The following is a 3,379-nucleotide window of genomic DNA, read 5'->3' as shown; positions in this document are numbered from 1 at the left end:
CGATGTCGTGACCGAACTGCCGGGCCAGGGCACCGACACGGTGCGCGCCGCGATCAGCTATCATCTCGGCGACAATGTCGAGGATCTGGTCCTGATCGGCAGCCGCGCGGCCGATGGCACCGGCAATGCGCTCGACAACGGCATCACCGGCAACGATGCGGCCAATGTCCTCGATGGCGGCCTCGGTGCCGACACGCTGACCGGTGGCAGCGGGGCCGACAGCTTCGTCTTCGACAGCGCGCTCGGCGCCGGCAATGTCGACCGCATCACCGATTTCGTCTCCGGCATCGACAGTCTGCGGCTCGACCCAGCCGTGTTCACGGCGCTGCCGGCCGGTGCGCTATCGCCCGACGCCTTCGCCCTTGGGACGGCGGCGCAAGATGCGGATGACCGCATCCTCTACGACGCCGCCACCGGCAGCCTGCGCTACGATCCCGACGGGGCGGGCCGCAACGACGCCCAGCTCTTCGCCACCCTCGCGCCCGGCACGGCCCTATCGGCCTCCGACTTCCTGATCGGCTGAGCCCGCCGCTCCACCACCCGCGGGGCAGGGCGGACGGCGCCAGCGCGCGTCAGGGCCCTGACGACCCGGAGCCGACGCAAGGGAACGGAGGATTCGGCGGGCACGCGTCGCCGGACGGGCCGCCGATGAACGGAAAGGTGCCTGCCGTCAGCCGGACGGGTGCGCTTGGCGTGGTCAGCACGTTGCCGATGGTCCAGATCGCGCCGTCGCGCTCGAAGGCCACGAAGTTGCCGTCCGGGGAGATCGCCGGATGGGTGTCGTTCGGCCCCGGGGTCAGGACGCGGACCAGGGTATGGGTCGCGGTCGAATACAGGGCGATCGACCCCTTCACCGGCACGCCCGGGCTCGCCGCCTGCCCGCGCACGGCGACGATCCAGGTGCCGCTGGCCGCGCCGCTGGGATAGGAGACCTGCAGCGAGGGATCGGTCGCCAGCGGCGTGTCGCAGGCCGGGCCGCCCGCGACCTCCGCGCAGATCGTCGCCAGCGCCTTGCCGCCGCCGCGGCGGGCCACGATCGGCGTGTTGCCCAGCCAGCCATGGGTCGTCTGCATGGTCGACGAGGCGATCGACTGGGCCGTGCCGTTGACCGCCATGTAGGTGAACCAGCCATAGCCCCCGAGATAGAAGACCCAGAGCGCCTTGGTCCCGTCGCTGGAGATTCGCGGGTCCTGGTAGATCTCGCCGGTGTAGAGGGTGGTGACGGGCCCGCCCTCGACCGAGGACCTGACGATCCGGTTCGGCGAGAATGCCTCCCAGGCGACGGTCCGGCCGTCCGCCGTGATCCCGGCCACGGTGCCGACCGTGGCCAGGACTGTTGTCGCGTTGGGCTGGATCCCACCGGCCGCCCGGACCCCGGCCGCAGGGCCCGGCGGCACCGGCGTGGCCGGTGGGTTGGGCACGGTCGGGTCCAGCACGCAGACCGAGGACTGGCACTGGAAGGCGAAGACATAGGCATCGGCCGGCGTGGGGGCGAAGGCCGCCGCTGCGGCCAGCGTCAGTCCGGCGAGATTTTGGGGCGAGAACAGGGCGCGAGGTGGATGGCGGACGGATGTGGAACGCTTCATGGAACCCCTCCGACGGTTGCCGCGGGACGGGCTCGGCCGAGCCTTCGCGCCGCAGGACCAGCGTCCCAGCCTGTCACGGCGACATGGTGGCCGCGGCGGGGCAATTCCGGGCCGGGATGGGCCTGATTAAGGCCGGCGCTTGTAGATGCGGTGGTCCAGCCGGTCGTCGTCCAGCCCGGCCGGCTCCTGGTGCAGGATCACCTCGGACTCGGGGAAGGCGGCGGACAGCGCCGCCTCCAGCCGGTCGCAGACGGTGTGGGCCTGCCACAGGGTCAGGCCGCCATCCATCTCGACATGCAACTCGATGAAGCGGGTGCCGCCGGCGCTGCGGGTGCGCATGTCGTGCAGGTCCACCACCTCCAGATCGGCGCGGACAATGGCGGCGATCCGGGTGCGGTCCTCCTGCGGCAGCTCGCGGTCCATCAGATGGTCAACGGCGCGGCGGGCGATACTGGCGGCGCTGGCCAGCAGCCACAGCGCCACGCCGATCGCGGCGGCGGGGTCCAGCCACTGCCAACCCGGCCGCTGGCCGATCACCAGCACCGCCAGCACCACGATGCTGGTGGCGGTGTCGCCGACATAGTTCAGCCGGTCCGCGGCGATCGCGGTCGAATCGGTGCGGCGGGCGACGCTGCGCTGGAACAGCACCAGCGAGACCGTCGCCACCAGCGACACCAGCATCACGGCGATGCCCAGCGGCACCTCGGCCACCGGCTCCGGCGAGATGAAGCGGCCGGCCGATTCGAAGATCAGCAGCAGGGCCGAGCCGCCGACGAAGGCGGCCTGGGCGATGGCGCCCAGCGGCTCGGCCTTGCCGTGGCCGAAGCGGTGCGACCGGTCGGGCGGCCGCAGCGCGTGGCGCACGCTGATCATCAGGATGCCGGAGGCGGCGACGTCGACCATGCTGTCCAGCAGCGAGGATAGGATCGCCGCCGACCCGGTCACCAGCCAGGCGCCCAATTTCAGCACGGCGAGGGTCGAGGCGACCGAGACGCTGATCGCCGTGGCCAGCCGCAGCAGCCGGTCACGCCCTGTCTGATCGCCGCCGGTCTGGCCGTCGTTCCGATCCTCGTTCCCGACGGTGTCGGTCACGGGTACAGCCGATGGTGGCGCCAGCCGTCCAGGCCCGGCTCGTACACCACCCGGTCGTGCAGGCGGTACGGCCGCTCCTGCCAGAACTCGATGCGCCAGGGCACCAGGCGGAAGCCGGACCAGTGCGGCGGCCGCGGCACCGGCCCGTCCGACTCCTCCGGCCCGAAGCGGCGGGTGGCCTCGTCGACCGCCTGCTCCAGCGTCGCCCGGTCGGCCAGCGGCCGCGACTGGGCCGAGGCCCAGGCGCCGATCCGGCTGCCGCGGGCGCGGCTGGCGTAGTAGGCGTCGGCCTCCGCCGGCTCGACCGGCGTCACCGGCCCCTCGATCCGCACCTGCCGGCGCAGGCTCTTCCAGTAGAAGCACAGCGCCGCCCGCGGGTTGCGCGCCAGCTCCTCGCCCTTGCGGCTTTCCAGATTGGTGAAGAAGATGAAGCCGCGCGCCTCGGCCGCGGCATCGTCGACCCCCTTCAGCAGCACCATCCGCACCGACGGCGCGCCGTCGGCCGTCGCGGTCGCCAGGGCCACGGCGTTGGGGTCGTTGATCTCATGCGCCGAGGCCAGGCCGAACCAGTCCTCGAACAGGGCGAACGGGTCCGCCGGCGGAACGAAATCCCGGTTTGCGGGTTCGGATGCGGCACTGCCGGGGTTCGGCGTGTCGGACGGGGGCGTCGTCATGGCGCACGGCCTTCATTCGGTCGAAAC

At 72.1% G+C, this 3,379-nt stretch carries 4 protein-coding genes; 1 reads left to right on the top strand and 3 read right to left on the bottom strand.

Annotated elements, in window-relative coordinates; genetic code table 11:
• Positions 1 to 523 (top strand): calcium-binding protein (locus tag ABDW35_RS34360; protein ID WP_343718340.1); only part of this gene is annotated, 523 nt, incomplete at its 5' end.
• A 49-nt stretch (positions 524 to 572) separates the two neighbouring features.
• On the opposite strand, the gene ABDW35_RS34355 is transcribed toward ABDW35_RS34360, so the two are convergent.
• The 3 genes from ABDW35_RS34355 to pdxH form a co-directional block, all read right to left on the bottom strand.
• A complete protein-coding gene (locus ABDW35_RS34355; protein WP_343718339.1) occupies positions 573 to 1,586 on the bottom strand; it encodes a hypothetical protein in 1,014 nt (337 codons plus the stop codon).
• 126 nt (positions 1,587 to 1,712) lie between these two features.
• Positions 1,713 to 2,678, bottom strand: a complete 966-nt coding sequence (locus ABDW35_RS34350; RefSeq protein WP_343718338.1) for a cation diffusion facilitator family transporter — start codon at positions 2,676 to 2,678, stop codon at positions 1,713 to 1,715.
• Complete coding sequence (gene pdxH / locus ABDW35_RS34345) at positions 2,675 to 3,352, bottom strand: pyridoxamine 5'-phosphate oxidase (protein ID WP_343718337.1); 678 nt, start codon at positions 3,350 to 3,352, stop codon at positions 2,675 to 2,677. The genes ABDW35_RS34350 and pdxH overlap by 4 nt, the downstream gene beginning before the upstream one ends.
• Between the last annotated feature and the right edge of the window lie 27 nt (positions 3,353 to 3,379).

The sequence above is a fragment of the Inquilinus sp. genome (assembly GCF_039594555.1).
In the GTDB taxonomy this organism is placed as follows: Bacteria; Pseudomonadota; Alphaproteobacteria; order DSM-16000; family Inquilinaceae; genus Inquilinus.
This window is presented reverse-complemented; position numbering and strand designations above follow the sequence as displayed.